The 25,817-nt window shown below is 44.0% G+C and carries 23 protein-coding genes; 12 read left to right on the forward strand and 11 right to left on the reverse strand.

The annotated features are described in order from the left end of the window. Nucleotides 1-38 precede the first annotated feature (38 nt). The 4 genes from ACFQ21_RS06940 (at nucleotide 39) to ACFQ21_RS06955 (ending at nucleotide 6,153) form a co-directional block, all read left to right on the forward strand. The gene (locus ACFQ21_RS06940; protein ID WP_377576748.1) at nucleotides 39-830 is read left to right on the forward strand and encodes a TrmH family RNA methyltransferase; all 792 of its coding nucleotides are present in this window, start codon (nucleotides 39-41) and stop codon (nucleotides 828-830) included. A 71-nt stretch (nucleotides 831-901) separates the two neighbouring features. Further along, nucleotides 902-3,211, forward strand: coding sequence for a PAS domain-containing sensor histidine kinase (locus ACFQ21_RS06945; RefSeq protein WP_377576751.1), 2,310 nt, complete (start codon nucleotides 902-904; stop codon nucleotides 3,209-3,211). Nucleotides 3,212-3,296: 85 nt separating this feature from the next. Then, on the forward strand, nucleotides 3,297-4,496 hold the full coding sequence (locus ACFQ21_RS06950) for a hypothetical protein (RefSeq protein ID WP_377576754.1): 1,200 nt from the start codon (nucleotides 3,297-3,299) through the stop codon (nucleotides 4,494-4,496). Between the two features lie 10 nt (nucleotides 4,497-4,506). Then, entirely contained in the window at nucleotides 4,507-6,153 is a 1,647-nt protein-coding gene (locus ACFQ21_RS06955; RefSeq protein ID WP_377576757.1) for a hypothetical protein, read from the forward strand. A gap of 188 nt (nucleotides 6,154-6,341) precedes the next feature. Here ACFQ21_RS06955 and ACFQ21_RS06960 read toward each other — a convergent pair whose 3' ends face one another. The 9 genes from ACFQ21_RS06960 to ACFQ21_RS07000 form a co-directional block, all read right to left on the reverse strand. Then, on the reverse strand, nucleotides 6,342-8,729 hold the full coding sequence (locus tag ACFQ21_RS06960) for an ABC transporter permease (protein ID WP_377576760.1): 2,388 nt from the start codon (nucleotides 8,727-8,729) through the stop codon (nucleotides 6,342-6,344). An 86-nt stretch (nucleotides 8,730-8,815) separates the two neighbouring features. Continuing rightward, nucleotides 8,816-9,187, reverse strand: coding sequence for a hypothetical protein (locus ACFQ21_RS06965; RefSeq protein WP_377576762.1), 372 nt, complete (start codon nucleotides 9,185-9,187; stop codon nucleotides 8,816-8,818). 127 nt (nucleotides 9,188-9,314) lie between these two features. Continuing rightward, on the reverse strand, nucleotides 9,315-9,860 hold the full coding sequence (locus ACFQ21_RS06970) for a DUF4199 domain-containing protein (RefSeq protein WP_377576765.1): 546 nt from the start codon (nucleotides 9,858-9,860) through the stop codon (nucleotides 9,315-9,317). Between the two features lie 117 nt (nucleotides 9,861-9,977). Next, the gene (locus ACFQ21_RS06975) at nucleotides 9,978-10,415 is read right to left on the reverse strand and encodes a response regulator transcription factor (RefSeq protein ID WP_377576768.1); all 438 of its coding nucleotides are present in this window, start codon (nucleotides 10,413-10,415) and stop codon (nucleotides 9,978-9,980) included. A gap of 57 nt (nucleotides 10,416-10,472) precedes the next feature. Beyond that, nucleotides 10,473-10,697, reverse strand: coding sequence for a hypothetical protein (locus ACFQ21_RS06980; protein WP_377576771.1), 225 nt, complete (start codon nucleotides 10,695-10,697; stop codon nucleotides 10,473-10,475). A gap of 351 nt (nucleotides 10,698-11,048) precedes the next feature. Then, nucleotides 11,049-12,587 (reverse strand): YifB family Mg chelatase-like AAA ATPase, encoded by a 1,539-nt coding sequence (locus ACFQ21_RS06985; protein ID WP_377576775.1) that lies wholly within the window; start codon nucleotides 12,585-12,587, stop codon nucleotides 11,049-11,051. Between the two features lie 21 nt (nucleotides 12,588-12,608). Next, nucleotides 12,609-12,920, reverse strand: a complete 312-nt coding sequence (locus tag ACFQ21_RS06990) for a hypothetical protein (RefSeq protein WP_377576778.1) — start codon at nucleotides 12,918-12,920, stop codon at nucleotides 12,609-12,611. A 124-nt stretch (nucleotides 12,921-13,044) separates the two neighbouring features. After that, on the reverse strand, nucleotides 13,045-14,865 hold the full coding sequence (locus ACFQ21_RS06995) for an ABC transporter ATP-binding protein (protein WP_377576782.1): 1,821 nt from the start codon (nucleotides 14,863-14,865) through the stop codon (nucleotides 13,045-13,047). 75 nt (nucleotides 14,866-14,940) lie between these two features. After that, complete coding sequence (locus ACFQ21_RS07000) at nucleotides 14,941-16,668, reverse strand: hypothetical protein (RefSeq protein WP_377576785.1); 1,728 nt, start codon at nucleotides 16,666-16,668, stop codon at nucleotides 14,941-14,943. A 248-nt stretch (nucleotides 16,669-16,916) separates the two neighbouring features. Here ACFQ21_RS07000 and ACFQ21_RS07005 point away from each other — a divergent pair, with 248 nt between their 5' ends. From ACFQ21_RS07005 to ACFQ21_RS07030, 6 genes are all read left to right on the forward strand, one after another. Then, nucleotides 16,917-17,165 (forward strand): type B 50S ribosomal protein L31, encoded by a 249-nt coding sequence (locus tag ACFQ21_RS07005; protein ID WP_254168550.1) that lies wholly within the window; start codon nucleotides 16,917-16,919, stop codon nucleotides 17,163-17,165. 162 nt (nucleotides 17,166-17,327) lie between these two features. Beyond that, a complete protein-coding gene (locus tag ACFQ21_RS07010; protein WP_377576790.1) occupies nucleotides 17,328-18,509 on the forward strand; it encodes a GlmU family protein in 1,182 nt (393 codons plus the stop codon). Between the two features lies 1 nt (nucleotide 18,510). Beyond that, a complete protein-coding gene (locus ACFQ21_RS07015) occupies nucleotides 18,511-19,635 on the forward strand; it encodes a DNA polymerase III subunit (protein WP_377576793.1) in 1,125 nt (374 codons plus the stop codon). Nucleotides 19,636-19,697: 62 nt separating this feature from the next. After that, a complete protein-coding gene (hemC, locus tag ACFQ21_RS07020; RefSeq protein ID WP_377576796.1) occupies nucleotides 19,698-20,627 on the forward strand; it encodes a hydroxymethylbilane synthase in 930 nt (309 codons plus the stop codon). A gap of 32 nt (nucleotides 20,628-20,659) precedes the next feature. Beyond that, a complete protein-coding gene (locus ACFQ21_RS07025) occupies nucleotides 20,660-21,532 on the forward strand; it encodes a peptidylprolyl isomerase (RefSeq protein WP_377576799.1) in 873 nt (290 codons plus the stop codon). Between the two features lie 34 nt (nucleotides 21,533-21,566). Then, nucleotides 21,567-22,457, forward strand: coding sequence for an SDR family oxidoreductase (locus tag ACFQ21_RS07030; RefSeq protein ID WP_377576802.1), 891 nt, complete (start codon nucleotides 21,567-21,569; stop codon nucleotides 22,455-22,457). Between the two features lie 49 nt (nucleotides 22,458-22,506). Here the strand turns inward: ACFQ21_RS07030 and ACFQ21_RS07035 are convergent, their stop codons facing one another. Then, complete coding sequence (locus tag ACFQ21_RS07035; protein WP_377576805.1) at nucleotides 22,507-23,907, reverse strand: APC family permease; 1,401 nt, start codon at nucleotides 23,905-23,907, stop codon at nucleotides 22,507-22,509. Between the two features lie 83 nt (nucleotides 23,908-23,990). On the opposite strand from ACFQ21_RS07035, the gene ACFQ21_RS07040 reads away from it, so the two are divergent. Then, nucleotides 23,991-24,290, forward strand: a complete 300-nt coding sequence (locus tag ACFQ21_RS07040) for a DUF3817 domain-containing protein (RefSeq protein ID WP_377576808.1) — start codon at nucleotides 23,991-23,993, stop codon at nucleotides 24,288-24,290. 26 nt (nucleotides 24,291-24,316) lie between these two features. Here the strand turns inward: ACFQ21_RS07040 and ACFQ21_RS07045 are convergent, their stop codons facing one another. Then, nucleotides 24,317-24,724 (reverse strand): hypothetical protein, encoded by a 408-nt coding sequence (locus ACFQ21_RS07045; protein ID WP_377576811.1) that lies wholly within the window; start codon nucleotides 24,722-24,724, stop codon nucleotides 24,317-24,319. Nucleotides 24,725-24,890: 166 nt separating this feature from the next. Here ACFQ21_RS07045 and fmt point away from each other — a divergent pair, with 166 nt between their 5' ends. After that, nucleotides 24,891-25,811, forward strand: a complete 921-nt coding sequence (fmt, locus tag ACFQ21_RS07050; RefSeq protein ID WP_377576814.1) for a methionyl-tRNA formyltransferase — start codon at nucleotides 24,891-24,893, stop codon at nucleotides 25,809-25,811. The last annotated feature ends 6 nt before the right edge of the window (nucleotides 25,812-25,817 follow it).

The following is a 25,817-nucleotide window of genomic DNA, read 5'->3' on the forward strand; positions in this document are numbered from 1 at the left end:
GCTTTCAGCTTTACCCTTGCCGTATTAGCTTTGCCGTTATGCATTTCCTGATCACCAGTACACAAAATCCGAAAGTCAAGAATCTGATTGCGCTTGAAAAACCTCGCGAGCGAAGAAAGCAGTGTCTCTTTACTATCGAGGGCAAAAAGGAAATTGGTCTGGCGCTGGAAGCCGGCTATAAAATCGGCAATCTTTTTTTCTGTGAAGACATCATCAGTCTGCAAGAAGTAAAGGCATTCGCCAAGTCAGATCAGCAACTTATACCAGTATCACGCGAAGTGTTTGAAAAGATAGCCGTACGCGAAGGCACTGGTGGACTCATCGCGGTAGCGGAACAAAAAACGCATCGACTCGACCAACTGACGCTAAGTAAAAATCCATTGCTGCTCATTGTAGAAGCCGTTGAAAAACCGGGGAACTTGGGAGCATTGTTACGCACGGCCGATGCCGCAGGTGTTGATGCCGTGATCATCTGCGACCCGCAAACTGACTTCTACAATCCAAACGTTATACGTTCCAGTGTAGGGTGTGTGTTTACCAACCAACTTGCATCGGCAACTTCGGATGAGACAATCCAGTGGCTGAAAAAAAATAACATTACGATTTACTGCACCTACCTGCAGGCATCGAAGCAATATCACCTGACTGATTTTACCCGTCCAAGTGCCATTGTTATGGGCACGGAGGCCACCGGACTATCGGATGTGTGGGTGAAGCATTCGGATGCAAATATCATCATCCCGATGCAGGGTAAAATTGACTCCATGAACGTTTCCACCGCGGCTGCCGTGGTTATTTTCGAAGCCAAGCGGCAGCGCGGATTCTCCTGAGTTTATTTTTATGAGTTTATACTGATAGCTCCCCGAAATGCAGTAAATTCGTAGTCGAGCCCATACCTTCGATGGAGAATTCACCGCTTTCTCACAAATATATTCAAGAAGATAAGTTTCTGAATGCCCTTGCCGATGCCTATCGTCTGCAGGAGGCAATCATAAACGCGACCGACCTTGCCATTATTTCTACCAATCCTGAAGGTATCATCACAAGCTTCAATGTAGCAGCTGAACAGTTGCTCGGGTTCAAGGCCGAAGATATGATCGGCAAACAAACTCCTATACTCTTCCATGATCCGGATGAGGTTGTATTACGCGCCAAAGAACTTTCGGAAGAACTCAACGATACCGTAATACCAGGCTTTGATGTTTTTGTAGCCAAAGCACGCGCACGCAAAACAACTGACCGATACGAGTGGACCTATATCAGCAAAAGCGGCAATCGCTTTCCGGTAATGCTTTCTATTTCATGTTTACATGATGAGAAAGATCGGTTGATCGGGTATGCCGGTATAGCTACGGATATAACCGAGCAGAAAAATATCGAAGAGAAAATCCGGTCGTCAGAAACACACCTGCAGGCACTGCTTCATTCAATCGATGATATAGTTTTCGAGGTTGATCGTTACGGTGTATTTACCAACCTGTGGACCAAGCGGCATGACTTACTGCTGATGAAGAGTAAGGAAAATTACCTGGGGCTTCCGTTGAAGGAAGTACTGCCGGAGCCGCTCGCTACCCTTTATAGCGAGAATATAACCAGGGTATTTCACACGAAGATATCGCAATATATAGAGTACTATATTGATAGCGGCAACCGCTGGAGTGCGGCAAAAATTTCGTTCATCAACCACGAGCGGGTAATAATATTGGTTCGTGATATAACCGCACAAAAGCAAACTGAATTTCTGTTGCGCGAGAGTGAAAAGAAATTCAGGCTCATGGCCGAAAATATGCCAGGTGCTATATACCTGTGCCGTAATGACGAAATTTATTCCATGGTTTATCTGAATGAAAAGGTAAACCAGATCACCGGATATATAGCGGAAGAATTCATTGGTGGCGAAGTAAATTTCACCATGCTGTATCATCCTGAAGATGCAGACTATATTTTCAAGACGGTTGAAGAGGCACTGGCCCAACGGAAAAACTTCCAGCTTGAATACCGGATCTTCCATCGGGACGGAGACATACGATGGATCAAAGAAGTAGGTGCCGGCATTTACGATGACGATAAACTCTTACTGATTGAAGGCGTTATTATTGATGTAACGACACAGAAGAACGCTGAAATAGAACTGCAAAAGGTAGCAGAAGAAAATTACCGACTGTTCAACAACGCTGTAAACCTGAGTGCTATACTTTCATTTGACGGATACTTCCAGAAGCTGAACCCTGCGTGGAGTCATTTACTGGGCTGGACAGAAGAAGCATTGCGTTCAAAACACTTCCTGGATTTTATACATCCGGATGATATAGCGGCAACGAAGGATGCATTCGAATATATACTGCAGGGAAATAATCTGTCGACTTTCGAAAATCGCTATCGTTGCAGCGATGGTTCGTACCGATGGTTATTATGGGGATCGGGGGTTGATGTCAAGAATACTTCGATCTACGCTTCTGCTATCGACATTACCGAACGTAAAAAGTCGGAAGAAGAATTATTACTCTCCAAGCAAAACCTGGAGACACTGGCCTTGCACCTGCAGGAACAGAACCGGCAGCTTGATGAGTTCGCACACATCATTTCGCACAACCTTCGTTCCCCTGTCGGGAATATAAAAGCGCTGATCAACTTCGTCAACCACGACAGTTCCGTTGAAGATTACCGTATCATTTTTGAAAAGATAAAGAACGTTGCCAACAACCTCGGTGAAACCATGAACGAACTCATGGAGACACTGAAAGTAAAAAATGACACCGAGATTGAGAAAGTAGAGATACGCTTTAAAGATATACTGGATAAGGTAATTCAGTCACTCGAGGGTGAGCTCATTCAATGTGCCGCCAGCGTTACCTATGATTTCAACGAAGCGCCTAAAATAGTTTATCCGAAAACATACCTGGAAAGTATACTTCAGAATCTACTGTCCAATGCCATCAAGTATCGTTCACCGGCACGACAATTACAGCTTCACATTTCCTCTCATGTTGTTAATAACAAAACAGAATTACGTGTAGGCGATAATGGTCTCGGCATAGACATGGAGCGCTTCGGAGAAAAACTATTTGGTCTGCATAAAACATTTCACGATAACAAGGAAGCGCGTGGTGTAGGGTTGTTCTTAACCAAAACACAGGCAGAAGCCATGGGCGGCACCGTAGCCGCAGAAAGCGAAGTAGATAAAGGCACTACCTTTATCATCCGTTTTTAAGTAACCGGATTAGTTCTTTATCCGGATAGAATTTACAATCCGATCCGTCTATATTTACCGTATATTCATTTTCAAGATCGTTACTATGAATACTATTACCCTTCAATCGCCAGCAGCCCCTGAAACTTCTGCGGCCGCAACCAAAACATCGGTTCCCTTCTACCTGTATGCTACAGTGCTTTCTTCACTGAGTATTATTATTGGTTTGATCTGGGATATATCGTGGCACATGAGTATTGGCCGCGATGGTTTGTTCTCAGCGCCTCACCTCGCTATATATATAGGCGGTGTAACAGCCGGCATATTTTCAGGCTATCGCATCCTGAAATTAACCTTTGCGGGATCTCCTTTTGAACGGAGAAAAGCGATCAAGTTCTGGGGTATATTTTATGGATCGCTCGGCAATCTGTTTTGCGTATGGGGAGCGATAGCGATGCTAACCTCCGCTCCTTTCGATGACTGGTGGCACAATACGTACGGTCTCGATGTAACAATTCTTTCACCTCCACACACGGTATTGCTGCTGGGTATGATCACCATTCAGTTTGGTGCCATCATTAGTGTACTGGCCTATCAAAACCTGAATGCCGAACATATACTGCATGATCATCTCGGTAACAGAGGCTTTACTATACTTTTCGCTTTGTCAGGCGGATTTGTGCTGATCATGATCTTTACGGTCGCATCTGAATACCTGTCGAGACACGACATGCATGGTGTACTGTTTTACCAGGTAGCATCTTTACTCTTTCCGTTATTTCTGACAGCCTTCTCCGTTTCTTCACGATCAAAATGGGGCGCTACACAAGCTGCACTAGTATATACTATATTCCTGATGGTGATGAACTGGATCTTGCCGCTATTTCCGGCAACACCACGCTTAGGACCGGTGTTGAATCCGGTGACAACTTTTCAGCCGTTTGAGTTTCCGTTGCTCATCATTATACCATCAATAATGATCGATATGATTACGCATCGTTTCGAAAAACAAAATCGCTGGCTTCGCGCCATGGTATATGGCTGTAGCTTCCTGGTTATATTTCTCATTGTACAATGGCCGTTCGCCAATGTACTGATGGCCTCTCACGGACACTGGTTCTTCGGAACTTCAAAATGGTATTTCGGCACTGATCCAAACTGGGCGTATCGCTATGAGTTTGGCGACTGGATGGTTTCGTCCGGTATCAATCTTGTAAAAGGTATAGCCATTGCACTGGTAATTGCTATAGTCTCGGCCCGCGTTGGTTTGTCGTGGGGACATTGGATGAAAAAAATTATGCGCTAACGATTCTCTTATGAAAAAGATTTTTCTTTTCATCCTTGCGATCGGTATATCCGTTTTTTCCGATGCGCACATTGGAAGTCCAGGAGTAACGTTTGAAGGTAAAGCCGGTGCTTATGCCGTAATGGTATTGATCACGCCTCCGGATGTAATTCCCGGAACGGCTACAATCGATATATATACCAAAGCTTCCGGTATACATGCTATAGGAGCCAAACCGGTATACTGGTTTGCAGGCGATGAAGGCACACCTACTGCTGATGAAATTCTACCTGTACCTGGTGAACCCGGACACTTTCGTGGAATTGTATGGCTGATGAGTGCCGGAACATCGGGCATTGAACTCGAAGTAAATGGCGACAGCGGTAATGGAAAAGTAATTGTTCCGGTAATGGCTGTCTCAACTGCGCAAAAGGAAATGCCTGCATCTTTAGGATGGATTTTATTAGCGCTCTGTATTCTGCTGGTGGGATTAATGATCACCATCATCAGCGCCAGCGTAAGCGATGGCCTCGTAAAGCCATCTGAAAGTATAAGTTCAAAAATCATACGCAAGCGCTGGATCGGAGCAGGAATCAGTGCCGTATTGTTAATACTTATACTCTGGGGAGGAAAGTCGTGGTGGAACAACTGGTCTGATCGCTATAAACGCTTTACCTATAAACCGCTTCAGGCTACATCTACTATCACACAACAGCCAAATAAAACCGTACTGGAGTTCCGGATCGATAAGACAAGACTTCACAACCTGGTGTATACACGCAGACTGTCGTATGTCATTCCCGATCATGGCAAACTGATGCACATGTTCCTGGTACGTGCCGGCAGCATGGATGTGTTCGCTCATCTCCATCCACAACGAAAAGATTCTGTAACCTATATCACACCACTACCAGCATTGCCTGCCGGTAAATACCTGGTGTTTGCTGATATTACACGTCTTACCGGTTTCGCAGAAACTATACCGGATACCCTTGAGATCGAAAGTAAAACTCCGGCTATACTCACTTCCGTGGATTCATCTTTCTTTAACAGAGATGATACTTACTTCACTACAAATGCTATTACACCAGCATCCGAAAATATAGCTGTAAACGACAACATTCTTGTGTGTGGAAAACCGGGAGTAAAAACAATACTGGCAGACGGAGCATCCGCTATATGGGAGCATGCACGAAACGAAACTTTCGTATCCGGTAAACTATATGAATTAACATTTGCGATACAGGATGAGAAAGGTGAACCTGCCAAACTGGAACCTTACCTGGGTATGATGGGACACGCGGTTGTGATGAAAGATGACGGCAGCACCTATATACATTTACACCCGGTTGGTAATTATTCCATGGCATCACAACAAACCATGCTGACACGTTTTGAACAAGAGACAGGCCCGGTGCAATGGGGAGAAATTCTGCCACCACAAATCTTCATGGACAGCGTTGACCGACTCGTATCCGATCTAGATGCCATGACAGAAGGAGAACGCAACAAGATCCTGATGTCATCCATGACTCACACAACTGATAGTCTACACGCAGAACATTCAGTCGTAAAATTTCCGTATGCCTTCCCCTCACCCGGCAACTATCGCATCTGGATCCAGATGAAACGCAACGGCAAGATTTTGAACAGCGCGTTTGATGCCGTGGTGAATTAGCTGTGAGCTGCGAGAAAGGAAGAAAGACCGCTGGCTCCTGTAAGTTGCAGGAGGTTTCTATTTATAGCCACGAGGTGTGACACGAGTTCGTTTACCCTAAACTTCCTGTAACCAGAGCCTTTCTCGCAGGTAGCAGCGTGTAGCTCTTTCCTCCCACAGCCGTAGCTCAAAGCTCGCGGCTATTTTTCTCATTCGTCCCGAAGTGCCTTCACCGGGTTTGTTGATGCTGCTCGCAGTACGTGGTATCCTACAGTTATAAGCGTAATAGTAAACGCAAGCAGAGCTGACACTATAAACGTTAACCATTCTCCTGTGAGCTCGATGCGATAAGCAAATTTCTGAAGCCAGCTGTTGGTAAAGTACCATGCTACCGGAAACGCGATGAGCATACCTATACCAACCAGTAAGAAGAATTCTTTAGAGACCAATATTACCAGGCTGTTTATACTCGCACCGATCACTTTGCGTACGCCTATTTCCTTATAGCGCTGCTGTGTGGTAAAGGCTGCTAGGCCCAGTAAACCCAAACATGCTATAGCGATGGTAAGTCCGGAGAAAGCTGTGAAGATCTGACTTCTCTTCTCATCGGATTTATACTGCGAGTTGAAGTCCTGGTCGAGGAACTCATATTCAAACGGAAGATCAGGATATATAGTCTTCCAAGTACTTTCAATTCCTGCGATTGATTCGCGCACATCTCCTTCTGTCTTTACAAATACATAGTTATTATAACTGTTCATGATGATCATCAACGGTTCAATAACATCGTATAGTGAATTCTGATTATAGTCTTTAACAATACCTACTACTTTTCGCTCTATCTCAGTATTGTTTGGGCCATTAAAGATAAACCTCTTGCCCAACGGTTCTTTCCAAGCCATGCGCTTTACCATGGCTTCATTTACCAGTACAGCATACAGTGTATCAGAAGGTATATCGCGCGAAAAATCACGGCCTTGCACAATGGTCATGCCCATAGTTTTCACAAAATCATAATCGGCATTATACAGATCTATACCACGCTCGGATAATTTACCGTCATTGTCTTCTACCTTCAGCAAATTTTTACTGATGCCCTGTCCCGGTGACGAGTTTGCTGTACCGGCAGATGCAACACCTTTCGTCTGGCGCATGCGTTCTGCCAACACATCAGACTTCCTTACCTGATCCTCACTGGACAATCCTATACGCACTACGCGTTCTTTCGTAAAGCCCAGGTCTTTGTTACGCATATACTGCAGCTGATCATATACTATCAACGTACTGATGAGCATGAAAATAGAAATTGAGAATTGCGCCACCACCAGCGACTTACGGAAGAACGCATTACCACCTTTAACTGAAAGCTTGCCCTTTAACACGCTTACCGGATTAAACCCCGACAGGTAAAAAGCCGGGTAGCTACCACCTACTATACCCACAAATACGATGACACCCAGCAAACTCAGTATGACCGGTGTTTGCAATACATAAGAAAACGGAAGTTGTTTATTGGAGAGGTCATTGAACGAAGGCAGCAAGGCATATATCAATACAAGACTTGCCACCAATGCAATAAGCGCAATCACTACAGACTCCGTGATAAACTGGGCGATCAACTGTGCGCGTTGCGAGCCCATCACTTTACGAATACCAACTTCCTTCGCCCGGTTCGCAGATCGCGCAGTGGCCAGGTTCATATAGTTAATGCATGCAATAATGAGCATGAACGCGGCCACTGCTCCAAATATATAGATATAGGATATATCACCCCCGGCCTCAGCTTCGTCTTGTATTTTGGAGTGAAGGTGTATATCGGTTATGCGCTGCAGTTCATATTTGATGGTGATGCCGAACTGCGCGAAAATAGGGTCTACTTTCTCTTTGATAACTTTATCCAGGCTGGCATACATATTATCAAGGCTATATCCTTCCGGTAATTGTATATAGGTATATACCCCGAAGCTGCCCCAGTTTCCCTGATATTTAGGTTGTGTACTGCGTGAGATGAGTGCATCGAAAATAAAATGCGAGTTCAGCGGAACATCTTCCATTACCGCAGTAACCTTGAACGTTTCGTTCTGCTGGTTTTGAAGCGTTTGTCCGACAGCATCAGCCGTACCGAAATATTTTATCGCTATTTTCCTGGTAAGTACAATGGAGAACGGTTCATCCAGTGCTGTATTCGCGTCACCATCGATGATCTTGTAACTGAACATATCAAACGTGGTGGAATCAGCGAGAAAAAAATCACCTTCATAAAATTGTTTATCACCATTCTTGTACAGGCTACGGCCTATACCAAAGAAACGTACTGCATTTTTTACTTCCGGGTAATTATCTTGTAATTCTTCAGTAAGTGGTATCTGTGCGATAGCCCAGGTAAAGGCGTTATCCGGTTCTTTAATATTTGAGACAACACGGTATATATTGGGAGCGTTGGTATGATAGCGATCGTAGCTTAATTCATCCAGAATATAGAGCAGCAAAAACATACTGCAGGTTATCCCGATGGTAAGACCGAGAATATTGATGGCACTGTACGTTTTATCCTTCCGGATATTACGCATGGCAATGACGAACAGATTTTTAAGCATAGCTGAAAGTGATTAGCGGATATTTACTGGATGATCTTGAGCATGGAAAAGTTGCATATCTATGACAGCCTCTTTGTGGTTCGGATTTACCAGTCTCGCCACTCAGATGCAATCCCGTCTCCTCCGCCATATTTTTTCGGTTCGAGTCCCGCAGCAGACGCGATATTGTCAAATAACAAACAAAGATCTTCCCGCTCTTCCGTTTCGATGAGGGACTCATCGTTTTCGCGATTCAACGCATTCAACATCTCCACGGCTTCCCTGAACAATTCGACTTTTTCATTTTCCGGAGCAGTTTCCTCCAGGCTAATTAATTTATCGATGAGATTATCCATGATAATAATGGCGCGCTCACAATTCTCATCGGTATATTGATCGAGTCCATTGTTGTAAGCTTCATGCCACTTATCGAATGGATAATCGATCTTCGCGTTCTCTAGTCTTTCTTCGTAAGTCATTTCCAAAATTGTAAAGGGAAAGAAAATCAAAAATTTCGGTTTGATCAACTAAGTCCCTTCACATAAACATGGCAGCCCGAGCTTCAACTATATATATGGCGAACCATCTATTCTGGTATAGCCAGCATTATCCATTGGCAGGTGCCGATGGCAGGAATTCTTTTCTGCGAAGCAATGCCGAGCTGATTAATGTTATGATGATGCCTACAGGTAAAATCTCGCTAAGCGTTACACCGAAGCGGATCACCGGATTCTTATACATTTCACCAAACTCCTCCATCTCCGTGCGCTGTTGGGCGATCTCGGCATCGCTTGCGCCTTCTTTTTTCATTTCATCGAGGTAGCTGGTGGTATACTTTTCCATAAAATCCGAAGCAACCGTGTTGTAGTATATCTCCCACGTGCCGGCATACATCACCGAAGCAATGAGTGTGATCAGTATCCCCACAACAAAACCTTTCGCGAATGTGATAACACCTTTCTGGTGCTGATCGCGGTATGATTTAATACCGACAAATACCAGCGACAGCGCAATGACCATCGATATATACCCGACCACCATCGAACTTTCGTTACTCAGCGTTCCGTTGTGTGTTAATGGATATGAGATGGCAAACATGAGGGAAACGATCGCCCCTGCGATCAGTCCATTGATGATAATTATTCTTTTCATACGTGTTTTATTTTCCTTCAAATCAAAGATCAGACTGCTAAAATCCACTCACCCGAAAGGATGATTTCGCTTCCAAACGATGTTTTCACCCGAAAGCATGAACTTTTTCATCACGCTTCACGGTATGAGCCGCAATTGTTTGGCGCGTTCAATAGCCTGTGTTCTTCGCTTTACTTCGAGCTTTAAAAATAAATTTGAGGAGTGGGTCTTAACGGTATTGAGCGACACGAACAACTTATCTGCAATCTCCTGGTTCGTTAGTCCCTGCGCCATGAGTGTCAACACCTCCAGTTCGCGCTTACTGATGCCTGTTTGCAACATGGCCTGTTCATTAAACTCAAATACAGGTGAAGCTACCGGCACATGAACCGTAACAACTTTTTTACGGGTGAGCTTTAATCCGAGCCATATACCTACCGTTGTAAAAAGTGCAGCCACTACCGTCAGGTAAAACTCCAGCGACAAATCGCGAATGATATACCTGTACTCCATAAACTTCAGCAGGAATACCAGCGCAAAAAGGGCAAGACTATACCAGAGAATAATACGCTTCACGCCTGCTAAAATACGGCATTCAACTTTATACTTGATCTACATTTTGATTGTCTGAAATCAATTTCTCGCATCGGTTTTATTTTTCGGGTCGAGCAGTTCTTTGATGTATTCGAACATGAGTTTTATGTCTACATCGTTCGTCACCACTTTTCGTTCCAGGCGCTCAACTTTCAGAAGAATATCTTTGTTGCTCAGCAGCACCTCGCGAAGCTTTACAAATATTTCGATGATGCGTACGCTCATTACCAGTGCCCGCTCACTTTTCAGAAAGTTCGAAAACATGAGTACACCTTGTTCGGTAAAAGCGTAACGATTGAAACATGAAATTTTCAGGAAGCCGGCTGATGTTCCGCTTTACCTGTTCGCGCAGTCATATCGGTTTTACACCGTATAGCTCGCCAGGTCTCTGTCGAACATAACTTTCTGACCACGGATGATTGCTATTTTTTTCGATCAGCACCTGATCGAAAACAGCTGCATTTACTTTTATCAGAATACACAATATTTATTCTTTACCCAACTTGAGGTACCCAATGGTATCTCTACTTTATAATCTTTATACAACAACTTAATTATAGCACTTAATAAGTGTTTCTGCTATGTATATTCATGGTATCGCAAAATACGATACCATTATCCCGCCCAACCATCGCGGTCGAGGCTGCGGTATTGAATAGCTTCTGCCAGATGTTCTACTGTAATATCTTCTGAAGCCGCGAGGTCAGCCACCGTGCGCGATACTTTCAGTATACGATCATACGCGCGGGCGGAAAGTCCTAACCGTTCCATAGCAGTTTTCAATAACGCTTTACCCGCATCACCTACGGCACATACTTCCTTTACCATGTTGGAGGGCATCATGGCATTACAATATATACTCTGCTGTTCCTTGAAACGATTGGCTTGTATAGCTCTTGCCCGCACTACACGTTCTCGTATCTGCTCACTGTTTTCAGTTTTCCGGTTGGCAGTCATCTCATCAAAACTTACCGGCACAACTTCTACGTGCAGATCAATGCGATCCAGCAGTGGTCCGCTGATTTTGCTCAGGTAACGATGTACTATACCCGGACCGCATACACACTCTTTCTCCGGGTGATTGAAGTATCCGCACGGACAAGGATTCATACTCGCCACCAACATAAAGTTAGCGGGGTAATCGATCGATACTTTTGCCCGGGATATAGTTACTCTCCGCTCTTCCATCGGCTGGCGCATTACTTCCAATACCGTTCGCTTGAACTCAGGTAGTTCATCCAAAAATAAAACACCGTTGTTGGAAAGTGAGATCTCTCCCGGTTGGGGATTTCCTCCTCCACCAACAAGGGCTACATCGGATATAGTATGATGCGGACTTCGAAACGGGCGTGTTGTCATCAGTGCAGCATCGCGCCCGAGTTTGCCGGCAACCGAATGTATCTTCGTTGTCTCAAGTGCTTCGTTTAATGTAAGAGGCGGAAGTATAGTGGGTAAACGTTTTGCCAACATGGTTTTACCGGCACCGGGCGGACCAATCATAATTACATTGTGTCCACCGGCAGCAGCGATCTCCAATGCACGCTTGATGTTCTCCTGGCCCTGTACATCTTTAAAGTCTGTATCGTAGTGATTCAACTTGGTTGCAAACATTTCGCGCGTATCGATACGCACCGGCTCGATGAAAATTTTTCCTTCGAGCAAATCTACCGCTTCGCGAATCGTATTTACCGGAAGTATATCCAGGTCATTTACGATCGCTGCTTCGCGGGCATTATCGGCAGGAAGTATAAAACCTTTGAATTTTTCTTTGCGTGCCTGAATGGCAATGGGCAGTACCCCTTTTATAGGACGAAGTTTACCATCGAGTGCAACCTCTCCCATAATTATATACTCTCCAAGACGATCGGTAGTGATCTGACCGGATGCTTTTAAAACACACAACGCAATGGGCAAGTCGTATGCAGAACCTTCCTTACGGATATCGGCCGGAGCCAGGTTGACAACGGTTTTATTACGCGGCATAAAAAAGCTCGCGGCTTTCAATGCTGATTCCACCCGATGCTGACTTTCCTTGACAGCATTATCGGGCAAACCACTCATGAAAAAACGAGTACCTTGTCCTACACTTACTTCAATCATAATGGTGCGTGCATCCACACCATGTACGGCTCCGCCAAAAGTCTTAGCAACCATGGCGGGTGAAGTTAAGTATGATTAATGTTGAGAGGGAGTCTGCGGAGTTTTGCGTGCTTCTTCCTGGAGGTCGAAGAGTTTTGCTTTGAGCATGTTGAGTTCGTGTGTGAGGGCTTCTTTTTCTTTCTTCGAATCGCGATTGATAATCCATGACCAAATAACGTCTGCTAATAAAAGAGTTAATCCAAAAAGTGTAATCCATTTAAACGTTGGGACCCAGCTCACCATACTAAAAAGAAGGTTGGTATCATTATCCAAAGCAACCGTGAAGATGAAAGCTCCTAAATGAAAGGCTGCAAATACAATGTAGAAGATAATTCTGTTCTTACTCATGTGAGTCCCGTTAAATCGTACCGTATGTAATACGGTAATCTTACTAAAGGTAAATGAAAAATCTGAAATTCCAGTAATTCGTTAATTGATATTCGCTATAGGCAGCACATTCGCAGTTTCTGATTTATACCCGCTGTATATCTTTCAGCTTTCGGTACAGGCCATTGCGTTGTATCAGTTCCGCATGACTACCGCGTTCAGCTATATGTCCTTTCTGAATCACGAGAATCTCATCAGCATGCTGAATAGTACTTAACCGGTGCGCAATAACAATGGAGGTACGGTTCTTCATCAGGTTGTTGAGGGCATCCTGTACCAAGCGTTCCGATTCTGAATCGAGTGCGGATGTCGCTTCATCCAGGATAAGTATAGGGGGATTCTTCAGTACCGCACGTGCAATACTCAAACGCTGGCGCTGTCCGCCCGAAAGTTTGGAACCACGTTCACCTATAAATGTCTGGTAGCCGTTTTCCTGCTGCATAATAAAATCATGAGCATTCGCCACTCGCGCTGCATGAATCACATCTTCTTCTTTTACATTCTCCATACCAAAGGCAATGTTATTGAAGATGGTATCATTAAAGAGTATAGATTCCTGGGTAACTACACCCATCTGTTTGCGCAGTGAGTCGATCTCATAATCTTTCAGCGAAATACCATCCAGCAACACTTCCCCAAGTGTAGGATCGTAAAACCGGGGAATGAGATCGGCCAGTGTAGATTTACCTCCACCGGAAGGTCCAACCAAGGCAATCGTCTTTCCTTTTTCGATGGTTAGGTTGAGATTGGAAAGCACAGGTTCAGTCTCGTACGCAAAACTTACATTCCTAAACTCAATCTGTGTTTTAAATTCCTGAAGGTGTATAGCATCTGGTTTATTTCGAATAGCAGACTCTGTATCGATAGTTGCAAATATACGCTGCGCAGAAGCTATACCTTTTTGAAGCGATGTAATGCCGTTAGAGAAGTTCTTGGCAGGCTGAATCATCGATGCATAAAACGTAAGAAAGAGTATGAATGCGGAAGGCTTCAGTTCACCTGTACCCGATAATACCCATTGTCCGCCATAATAAAGTATAAATGCTACTACTACCACTCCCAGAAATTCGGAAAGCGGAGATGCAAGTTCGTTCTTTCTCGAAATGGAAAGATTTACCTTACGGTGAAATGTAGTTTCCTTCTCGATCTTCTTCAATATAAAATTACGGGCATTGAATGCGTTGATAACACGCATGCCGCTAAATGACTCATCGAGTATATTGACGATACGCCCCATCGTCTCCTGGCTTTGCACAGCTCTTTTCTTCAGACGCTTAATGATAATGGATATAACTCCGCCCATGAGGGGAAGAACAATAAGCGTAAAAAGTGTAAGCTCTGCCGATATTTTAAAAAGAACACCTATATATATAATAAGGGTAATAGGCTCCTTGATAGCCTTGAATGCATTCACTACCGTGTTCTCCATCTCCCCCACATCATTTGTAAAGCGGGAGATCAGATCACCTTTGCGTTGATCGTTAAAGAACCCGATATGCAACAACGATACTTTCTCAAAAATATGTATACGTATATTCCTCACTACATCGGCCTTTACGCGCGATGCCACCATCCGCTCCATATACCGGAAGAGGTTTGATAGAAAAACGAATCCGACTATAAAAATACACACATACATTAAGGTTGTTTGCAGACCTTGCGCCTTGAGTGTATCCGAGAAATAATACATCAGAACATCTTTTCCATACTCTACCGAAAGTGAAAACTCGGGGAGTTTCGTTACAGTATCATTCAGTTTCTGAATGAATAGTATATCCAGCATAGGCTGAAGAAGCCCAAGGTAAACCGCACTAAAGCCCGAAGCCAATACTGCATACAGCAAAAATTTAGCAAGCTGCGAACGTATACCCGGTGCGTATCTAAGAATGCGAAAGAATATTTTCATTTTCTGGTTGTAATATAAACGCGAAGCATACCAGCCATCATCGTATTGACGCTTTTAACACTTCAAATATTGTTTTTAAAATTCGTACAGGCGCTGGGCTATATTCCAGCGTAGGGCCAGGGAAGTGATCGATGTATTATTGTTATAGAAATTGAGTACACTCTCGCTCTTCCGTACCACGACATTAACATCTATAAACAGGTTGTGCTTGAGGTGCCATGAAGCTGTAAAGCTTCCGTATACTATATCGTTCTTGAAGCCTTGTCCGATCTTATTACCGTAAGTTGATTCACGCTCTGTGTTGGGTTTCAGCAGATCGCTTCCCCAATCATACTTCGGGTTTTGTGCTGTGGATGCTCCCCAATTGTAGTCGGTTGAATCACGACCAATACGCGTAACAAATAATTTAGCAGTCAGGTTAAGACGCGGAAGTGGCTGATACCGGATCATACCAATAGCCTCGTTGAAGTTTGCTCCCAGCGGGTGTGCCAGCGGCTGCTGGTAACTGGTATAGTTTGAGTATTGTGTATTGTGCGAGTATGTATAGGGTCGCGCCAGATTTATTTCTCCTTGTAAATCCAGGTTCGGCACGCCAAATGCATCTATATATTTACCACCGAGTTGTATAGCAAACTTGTTAGCCCACCAGCCATCTCCTGCTTTTATTTCGTTCAGTACAAACTCATCCATTACGAATTGTCCGTAGAAAGAAAGTTTACGTAAAGCATTCCATTTAAAGTCAAGACCCAGCAATACGTTATCGCTGCTGCCATTCTGCTGTTCTATAGCGCGGAAGAAAATGATGGGATTAAGATATGCCCACTCAAATTTACCCGCGCCCGTTGTATCATCGGGACTAAAGATCACCGACTCGAATACACCTATATTTAACTTCTTACCAATGTTAAGACTCAGGTGATGGAACGTAACAAACTTATCAGGATAACCTTTTTGCATCGAGCGGTTGCCTCCCAGGCTTGCGTCTACATCGGCCGTCATCTCGCTGATGGAGTATACATAGTTAAGCTTCCATACTTTTATGTTCGCTTTAAAGAATGAGGCCGGTGGCGCATAGTCGGAGTATATAAGCGAACGCATGCCGTTGCCTATAAAGAAACGATCGTAACCAGCCTGCAGATTTATACTCTTGGTTGCATCTACGGTGATATAGCCACGTGCCTGCAGAAAGTCTACACCTTTACCGTCTTTGAATTCCTTCCAGAAACCTTCATGCGGTATAACCGGGTTCAACGACATCTGGTCCCACACATACGAAGGCAATATCATTTGGTTATCGGTAAGGTATGTATAGAAGCCAACCTTGCGATCAACCATACCGCGCACTTCTACACCGCGCGTGTTAATGAAGAGTCGATCGTCTCTTCGTGAATCGTTACCAATACCGAGGTATAGAACGGGGTTTACGTGTAAATCAAATTCCGGAACATCTACATGAAAGAAGTCTGACTTCTTCTTGTAAAAAGTTTTCAGGAAAGCTCTTTTACTATCAGCAGTTTCCGCACGCGACCATTCCCAGCTATCGTTACGGAGGTAGTCATAATTGAATTTATCTGCGCGTGATTGAAAACCTTCCAGTGCGTTAACAGAGTCGACAAACGCAATAATCGCTGAACGCTTATACGGTTTTACAGAAGTAAAAAAGTGCGGGAGTATCTTCCCTGTCTTTACCTCGTATCGATCAATCCAATGATAGTAATCTTCATTGAGCGGAGCATACGGACTTTGTGCCTGTGCTACACTCACAGCAATAAAAGACAGCAGTATCAGTAAAGTTAATCGCATAAGCTATTAAAAAAAGTTGTGCAAGATAACGCTATGAACTGATAGCCGTGCCGCCTGAGCATGATTATATCCATATCTGCTCAATTGCAACGGCTTAAAATCACAGAATTTTGCACTTCACAAAGCCCGAAAAACGCTGATTTGAAAGAGGAAAGCACGATTTTTGAATTTTACCAGCATACATTTGTATATAAAGCTGTTGTGCTTATCTTTGCAGTCCTTTTAGAGGAATAACGCAAGAAATTGATATGAAAAAAGGCATTCATCCAGAGTACAAAGACGTGGTTTTCTGGGATACATCCAGCGATCATAAATTCATTACCCGTTCTACTCAGTCTCCAAAAGAGACCATTAAGTGGGAAGATGGTAAAGAATACCCTGTAATTAAAGTCGAAGTAAGCTCTGCTTCGCATCCTTTCTTCACTGGTAAAAAGCTGTTCGTGGATACAGCCGGACGTGTGGAGAAATTCAAAAACAAGTATCAGAAGAAAGCATAATAACTTCTTCTTTTAAATGGAGAGAGAAAAGGCCCTTGCAAAACAAGGGCTTTTTTGTTGTTAGCAGTATTTAGAAAAAATATTTAGAATATTCTCGAACCTGTGTCCGCGCACAGCGAAACGCACATTTTTAGCGTGCCATCCGAATTCTATTTTTGAGGAATGAATCTTATTTTGTTTGACGACCCGGTTGTACGCACGTCACTTTTTCCTTTTACATATACCCGCCCTGTAGCCGACATCCGTGTCGGAATTCTTACCATTCGCGAAAAGTGGGAAAGATGGTTGAACACCAAAGCATCTTTCAAAACCGAAGAATACCTTCAGAAGAAATTCCCGGTACACTCCTCTCCTGAAAATCTGTTGATCAATGGAGCGGTTTGTCCTGATCAGGTCTTGGTTGATACTATAAAAGCTTTACCTCCACATTACTTCCTCACCAAAGATTCGCTGCTCATAGCTGCGTCTCAACCGGTGAGTGAAATGAGTGCTTCCAACACGATCGAGTATAGCCAAGCTATAACTGTGATCGACAAAACCTGGAAGATCTTCCGGGAGAATGCTGCGCAGTTAAAAGTTGATTTCAAACTGATCACCGCAGGAAGACAATCTGCCGGTATCATGGATAAGCACACGGTAGTATACGGTTCTGAAAATGACATCTTTGTAGAAGAAGGAGTATATATCCGCGCAGCTATACTAAATGCAGAATCCGGACCGATCTATCTCGGCAAAAACAGTATTGTTCAGGAAGGCGCGATCATTCGTGGCTCAGTCGCCTTGTGCGAAGGCGCGCATGTTAATATGGGTGCGAAGATACGGGGTGATGTTACTGTCGGGCCCTTTTCAAAAGTAGGTGGCGAAGTAAGCACTTCGGTAATTTTCGGTTACAGCAATAAAGCACACGATGGTTTCCTGGGATGCTCGGTGCTTGGTGAGTGGTGTAACCTCGGTGCAGACACCAACACATCGAATCTCAAAAACAATTACGACACTGTAAAACTGTGGAGCCACAACTCTGAAAGTTTTGAGAATACCGGTTTACAATTTTGTGGTTTGATGATGGGCGACCATAGCAAATGCAGCATCAACACGATGTTCAACACCGGCACCGTTGTAGATGTAGCTGCGAATGTTTTCGGCCACGGCTTTCCTCCCAACTACGTACCTTCTTTCGCATGGGGTGGTGCTTCCGGTTTTGATACCTATCAATTACCAAAAGCACTCGAAACTGCAGGGCGCGTGACGGGCCGAAGAAATGTTATCTTTTCGGATGTGGATAAAGAGATTCTCTCCCATATCTTTGAGACCTCTGCGCGAAGTCGCGGATGGGAAAAGAAATAACATGAAGTTTGCCGATATTCCAGGATTATCTGACGTTAAGGAACTCCTTATTGATGCTGTTAAAGCAAATCACACTGCGCACGCACAACTCTTTGTTGGCGCAGAAGGAGCGTTGAACCTGCCGCTTGCTTTGGCGTATGCCACATACCTCCATTGCCAGAACAAGGGTGAGGATGCCTGCGGAACCTGCCCGGCCTGTTCCAAAAATGCAAAGTTCATTCACCCGGATACACACTTTGTATTTCCGTTGAGCAACGTAAAGAACGATAAAGATGAAGATCGTTTTAAAGCGGAGATACTGAAGAGCTGGCGAGCGTTCTTACTGGAACAGCCGCATGGCTCACTCGATGACTGGACAAATTATTATGGCGGTGAGGATAAGCTTGCGTTGATATCACGCGAGGAAAGTCGCGAGATCATCAAGACACTTTCACTAAAGCCATTTGAAAGTCCGCACAAGATCATGATCATCTGGCAACCCGAGCTCATGCACTCGGCCGCTGCCAATGGTATACTGAAGATATTGGAAGAACCACCTCCACAAACTTTTTTTATACTGGTTACAAACGCTGCTGATAAATTATTGCCTACGATCATTTCGCGTACGCAGATTGTAACGGTACCCCTACTGCACGACAACGAAGTGCAATCTTATCTCCAGGAGAAACACGGAGTAGAAGAACGCAAAGCTGAAAAATTAGCACAGCTTGCCGAAGGCAGACTTAACCTCGGCATCAAACTTATCGATAGTGAAGAAGATAACAACACGCAACGCTTTATCGAGTGGATGCGTGCCTGCTTCCGTAAAAATTATGGCACCCTCGTAACGATGGCTGATGAATACCATTCACTGGACAAACTCAATCAGCGGAGCCTGATCAGCTATAGTATAAATATGATGCGTGAATCGTTGTTGAATATTTCCGGAGCGGCTGATATGAATCGCACGCGTGGCGATGAATTGAAATTTGTGCAGGACTTCAGCAAAGTATTAACGCTCGATAAGGTTGAGAAATCATTCAAACTGCTAAACGATGCGGGCTATCACCTGGAGCGTAACGGCAGCGCAAAAATGATCTTCCTCGATCTGTCGCTGAAGTTGTCCAAGACATTGAATCCGAATTGATATACTCTCTCTTCAACATGCGCAACGTGTTGAAGTATATATTTTAACATACGAACACAACCATGCCTTATACAAAAACAATACGCATCGGCACCCGCGGCAGCAAGCTTGCACTCTGGCAAGCTGAATATGTGGCCAGTCTGATAAAACCTTCAGGGTATACTACCGAAATTGTTCCGATTGAAACACGCGGTGATAAGATACTGGATGTGTCTATCGCCAAGATCGGCAGCAAAGGTGTGTTCACAGAAGAGATCGAAGCAAAGTTACTGGACGGCTCGATCGATATAGCGGTGCACAGTGCCAAAGATCTTTCGTCTGATATACCGGAAGAACTTGAACTCGTTGCGTTCACAGAACGGGAGCTGGTGAATGATGTGGTGATCAGCGACAGGCAGGTTAACATTACATCCGACAAACTAAAGATCGGTACCTCTTCTACACGCAGAGTTGCTTTCCTCAAACACTTCTACCCGAATGCCGAAGCAGTCTCCATTCGCGGTAATTTACAAACACGCATTTCCAAAATGAAAGCGGGCGAATGTGATGCGTTGTTACTCGCGTATGCCGGTGTACATCGCATGGGTTATGATAACATGATCGTTGATAAAATTGAAACCAGTTATTTTGTTCCGGCCGTTGGACAAGGAACGATCGCGATCGAGTGTCATAAAAAACTAGACTTCAAGAAAAAAGAAATTATAGCGAACTGGGTTAATCATCCGGCTACGGAAGTATGCCTTCATGCAGAACGATCTTTCTTAAAGACATTGCACGGTGGTTGCAGCATTCCAGCTTTTGGGTACGCTCATATAGAAGGAGACTCTATTTCGCTGAAGGCCGGCATCATTTCATTAGACGGGCAACGCGTGATCAAAGTAAAACGCTCTTCTTCTTTTGAAAACGTAAAAGAACTCGGTGAGATGGTAGCCAACGAAGTATTGAATATCGGTGGCGAACAAATCCTGAAAGAGATCAGACAACAACTGTAAACTATATATACTGAACGAATTATAGACTATATATGCGCAAATCGCTTCCCCTCCTGCTGTTGTGTCTCGTTGTATTTTCCGGCTGCGCGCAGGAAAAAGATTTTGTTGTTACCATCAAGACTCAATACGGTGACATGGTGGCTATTCTTTATGATGAGACACCCAAACATAAACAGAATTTCATCAAGCTGGCCAAAGAACATTACTTTGACAGCTTACTTTTCCACCGGGTGATCGAAGGGTTTATGATTCAGGGCGGAGATCCGGATTCGAAGAAAGCCGGTAAAGAGCAGATGCTTGGTCGCGGTGGTCCGGGATATACTGTAGATGCAGAAATCAATTCAAAATACTTCCACGAAAAGGGAGCACTCTCTGCTGCACGGCTGGGCAACGCACAAAATCCAACGAAGGCTTCCAGTGGCAGTCAGTTTTATATCGTGCACGGCTCAAAAGTTACAGAAGAAGATATAAAAACAGACCCGGCTAAATTCAACCAGGCTATGCAGCAGTTCTTTCAGAATCCTGCCAACCAACCTGCCTATGACACCATCGCCAAACTATATCAGAACGGTGACATGAAAGGTGTGCAAGACTTCATCACAAAACTGAAACCGCGCGTTGAAAAGCAAACCGGTATCAAAACTGAAAAAGAAGTTTCTCCTGAAAAACTCAAAGCATATACTACTCTCGGTGGTGCTCCTCAACTCGATGGAGAATATACTGTGTTTGGCAAAATAATTAAAGGGTTGGACGTAATCGATAAGATTGCAACACAACCGAAAGGTCAATTCGACAGACCGGCTGAAGATGTGCGCATGATTGTAACGGTTGAAGAAATGTCGAAGAAGAAAATTACCAAACTATACGGATATCAATATCCACCGAAGGTAACGTCTAAAAAGTAACAGTACCCAAGCTCACTTTCTATACTATCTATATATGAAGATCCTCGTCACCGGCTCCAATGGTTTATTGGGGCAAAAGCTTACAGAACTACTGGAGAAAGATCCATCCGTAACACTCATTGCTACAGCAAGAGGCAAATCCGTACTACCAATTACCAAAGGAGAATTTCACAGTCTTGACATTACCGATGGCAATGCTGTTGATGAAGTATTTGCGCGCACCAAACCGGATGTTGTTATCAACACGGCTGCCATGACACAGGTAGACCAATGTGAAACAGACCGTGACGCGTGCTGGAAAGCCAACGTAACTTCCGTTGAAAACCTGATGAAAGCCTGTGCACAACACAACGTACACATGGTGCACGTATCAACTGATTTTATTTTTGACGGCACCCGCGGCCCGCTGGATGAAAATGAAAAACCGAATCCGGTAAATTACTATGGCGAAAGCAAACTGGCTGCTGAAGAAGTTGTAAAGAAAAGCAAAACAGGCTGGTCTATATTACGCACCGTGTTAGTGTTCGGCATTACACGTGATATGAGTCGCTCCAATATAGTATTATGGGTAAAGAATAGCCTGGAGCAAGGTAAATCTATACAGGTTGTAAACGACCAGTGGAGAACACCAACGCTGGCAGAAGATTTAGCACAAGGGTGTTACCTCGCAGCCAAGAAGAAAGCAACGGGCATCTACAATATATCTGGCAAAGACTTCCTTACCCCTTACGATATAGCAGTTGCTACAGCCGATTATTTCAAGCTTGACAAATCGCTGATCAACGCTACCGATTCAACCAAATTCACGCAACCCGCGAAGCGTCCTCCCAGAACAGGCTTTATCATTGAGAAAGCGCGAACGGATCTGAGCTATGAGCCACGTTCGTTTGCTGAAGGCCTGGCTGTTTTGGAATCGCAGTTGTGACTATAAAAAAAGAGTCTTGCATAGAACAAGACTCTTTTTTTATGCTGTGTTATTTTTTCTTTTGCTGTACAGCAAAGTAATATATAGGTATACCAATCAGGGTTATGATCAATCCTGGCCAGGTAAATTTAGGCTTGTAGATTATCAACAGGGAACAAAATGTTATACCCATCATTATATATATCAACGGAAGTACAGGATACCCGAATGCTTTGTAAGGTCGTGGCGCATCCGGTCTTTTCCGGCGAAGTATAAATATACCGATGATGGTAAGCATATAGAACAACACCACTACAAATGAAACCATATCCAGCAAGTCGCCATATTTACCACTCAAACACCACAGACTTGCCAGTATACATTGCACCCACAGCGATTGTTGCGGCACAGCAAATTTATTAAGCTCGCCCGCCTGACGGAAGAATAAACCATCTTTCGCCATGGTATAGTATACCCGGGCACCGGAAAGAATAAGTCCGTTGTTACAACCGAACGTTGATACCATGATCATCAACGCGATAATGATTGTACCTATATCTCCGAAGATAACATGCGATGCCGCTACAGCAACACGATCTTTCTCAGCGTAGGCAATCTCGTGTAAAGGAAGTACAGCCGTATACATGATGTTCGCTGTAACATAGATAATGGTAACGATCAGCGTTCCTAAAAATAAACTCAATCCGATGTTACGTTGTGGGTTCTTGATCTCACCGGCAATGAACGTTACGTTGTTCCAGGCATCGCTACTGAAGATTGAGCCTACCATCGCAGCGGCTATAGCACCTACAGCGGCAATGGTCATATAGGTTTCTATACTTCCATCCGCATTCAGTTTATGCAAATCCCAAGCGTTCGTCCAGTTAGCAGTCCATACATCGCCCTTCATCATAATCAAACCAAAAACGATAAGGCCGAACAAGCTAAGCAGTTTGGCAACTGTAAATGTTGTTTGAATTACCTTCCCTCCTTCTACGCCTCGTGTATTTATATAGGTAAGCAGCACGATGATGACAATGGATAGTATCTGTGCGGGAGAAATCGTCATAACGCCAAGATTGATCAGTACCAGGTCTTCGCTCACGGCCGGAATGAGGTACGCTGTAAATTTCGAAAAGGCTACACCCACAGCGGCAATGGTACCGGTTTGTATTACAGCAAAGAAACTCCAGCCATAGAGAAATGCTATCAGCGGATTGTAAGCTTCTTTCAGGTATACATATTGGCCACCGGCTTTCGGAAACATGCCGCTTAGCTCGCCATAACTCACGGCTGCTGTAATGGTCATGAACCCTGTGATCAACCATACGGCTATCAGCCAACCGGAGCCGCCTACATTTCGTAGTATGTCGGCACCAACGATAAAGATACCCGAGCCTATCATAGAGCCGGCAACGATCATGGTAGCATCCCATAAACCGAGCACAGGCTTAAACTTAGTTTCACTCATGTGTTTAGGTCGTAAAATTTTGGGAAGATAAGTATTTCAGACAAAAACGAAATACCTTTGGCGGAATCATAGAGAAACACATTATGCAACAATTGATCACAACGGTATTAGGTCGTCTTCGTATAGTCGCTTTCCTGGAGGGAATATCTTTTCTGGTGTTGCTGGGAATCGCCATGCCTCTGAAATACATGGCGTCTAACCCCGAACCCGTGCGCATTGTAGGTATGGCACACGGAATACTTTTTATTGCCTATATTGTGTTGTTAGTCCAGACCAAATTTACTTACAACTGGACCCTTACACGCTCATTCCTTGCTTTTGTAGCTTCGCTCGTTCCATTCGGAACATTCTACGCTGACAAGAAATTGTTCAGAGAGGACTAACCTTTCGGTTTTATCTTTCGCCACTCTTATTCTTTACGATCGCCCCACGTTTCACAAAAGTTGGTACGTGTGTTATTGTAAACATCGCGAACAGTATAATTCAAACTGATGTCCATACCGTGCAGGGTACCTACACCTTCAATCTCGTAGTCATCAACTACCTGGAATGGTATCGTTATTTTATCACCCGACAAATATGCATGAATCTGTATATCGGCTCCGTAAAAGTTATCGAGATATAGTACATTTCCGTTCGCACCATACTTCGTAATCATCAGGGTATAGTATGTATAGTCGTTGAAGGTTTCACTAAACTCTTCCATGCTATAATACCCTACTACTTTATCGCGCTCATCGTATCGTGGCTCAACAATATTTACCTGGCACGATGCAAGTATTGTTAACAAAGAAACCGCAACTAATAAACGTTTCATAACTCTAAGTGTTTATATATACCGTGTATTGCAACTTTAAGGCCAATCGTTTGCAGCCTTTCGTTGACGCTATAAATCAAGGGGTTAGGTGAACTTAACGAGTGTGGTACGAATTGCTCAGCCACGAAAGAACTGAACAGAGATTCAATATATTTGCGTTCATACTATGAACGCACTTCGAATCATTTTTATGGGTACACCTGAATTTGCGGTGCCCAGCCTTCAAATTCTCCTAGAGAATAAAATCAATGTTGTAGCGGTTGTTACCGCACCCGACAAACCACAAGGTCGTGGACAAAAGATCGTTTATTCTCCTGTAAAAGAATGTGCCCTGCAATACAACGTACCTGTACTACAACCAACAAATCTGAAATCGCCAGAGTTTTTGCAGGAGCTGAAAAGTTACAATGCCAACCTGCAGATTGTTGTTGCTTTCAGAATGTTACCCGAAGCTGTATGGGCCATGCCATCGTTGGGTACATTTAATCTTCATGCTTCACTCCTGCCGCAGTATCGCGGTGCTGCGCCTATTAACTGGGCTGTGATTAACGGTGAGAAAGAAACCGGCATCACTACATTTTTTCTGAAGCATGAAATTGATACCGGCAGCATCATTTACCAGGAGAAGGAAACTATATATAGCGATGATACAGTTGGAACACTGTATGAAAGATTGATGAATAAAGGAGGACAACTGGTACTGAAAACTGTGCGAAGCATTGAAGCCGGTAACTATCCTTCACTGCCTCAACCTACTGATATTGAAATCAAACACGCTCCTAAAATTTTCAAGGAGACTTGCCAGATCGATTGGAACAAAACCAGTGAACAGATACGAAATTTTGTGAGAGGTCTTAGTCCCTATCCGGCTGCGTGGGGAATTATTAACGAGAAGACGTTCAAGATTTTTAAAATATCTATTGCTGATAAGAAGAGTGGTGAAACTACGGTAGGCCTACCGGACACTGATAATAAAAATTATCTTTACATCAGAACCTCCGATGGATGGATTTCGATTGACGAACTTCAGCCGGAAGGAAAACGAAGAATGAGTATCCAGGATTTCTTCCGTGGAAACAAACTATAATTGACT

Origin of the sequence: Ohtaekwangia kribbensis (assembly GCF_042676245.1) — a bacterium.
GTDB classification, from domain to species: Bacteria; Bacteroidota; Bacteroidia; order Cytophagales; family Cyclobacteriaceae; genus Ohtaekwangia; species Ohtaekwangia kribbensis.